At 54.9% G+C, this 576-nt stretch carries 1 rRNA gene; it reads left to right on the forward strand.

Features of this window, described 5'->3' with window-relative positions:
• A 23S ribosomal RNA gene (locus tag B5E56_RS14320) occupies positions 1-576 on the forward strand; the annotation flags it as partial.

A 576-nucleotide genomic window follows, 5' to 3' on the forward strand; every position in this document is an offset into this window, starting at 1 on the left:
AGAGCGCAAGGGGAATGCCTTGGCATCAGGAGCCGATGAAGGACGTGACAAGCTGCGATAAGCTGCGGTGAGCTGCACATAAGCATTGACCCGCAGATTTCCGAATGGGGAAACCCGGCGGAGCAATACTCCGTCAGCCTGCGTTGAATCAAATAGGCGTAGGTGGGGAACCGCCTGAACTGAAACATCTAAGTAGGGCGAGGAAGAGAAATCAACAGAGATTCCGCAAGTAGTGGCGAGCGAACGCGGAAGAGGGCAAACCGAAGGATTTATCCTTCGGGGTTGAGGACCGACACAACGGCAGGATAGGTTAGCCGAACGGTATGGGAAGGCCGGCCATAGCGGGTGAGAGCCCCGTAGGCGAAAACCGAATCCTGTTAGTCGAGTTCCAGAGTACCGCCGGACACGTGAAACCCGGTGGGAAACTGGGGGGACCACCCTCCAACCCTAAATACTACTGATGACCGATAGAGGAGCAGTACCGTGAGGGAAAGGTGAAAAGGACCCCGGGAGGGGAGTGAAAGAGAACCTGAAACCTTGTGCTTACAAGCACTCAAAGCACGTTAAAGTGTGATG

This window comes from Flavonifractor sp. An112 (assembly GCF_002161085.1).
In the GTDB taxonomy this organism is placed as follows: Bacteria; Bacillota; Clostridia; order Oscillospirales; family Oscillospiraceae; genus Flavonifractor; species Flavonifractor avicola.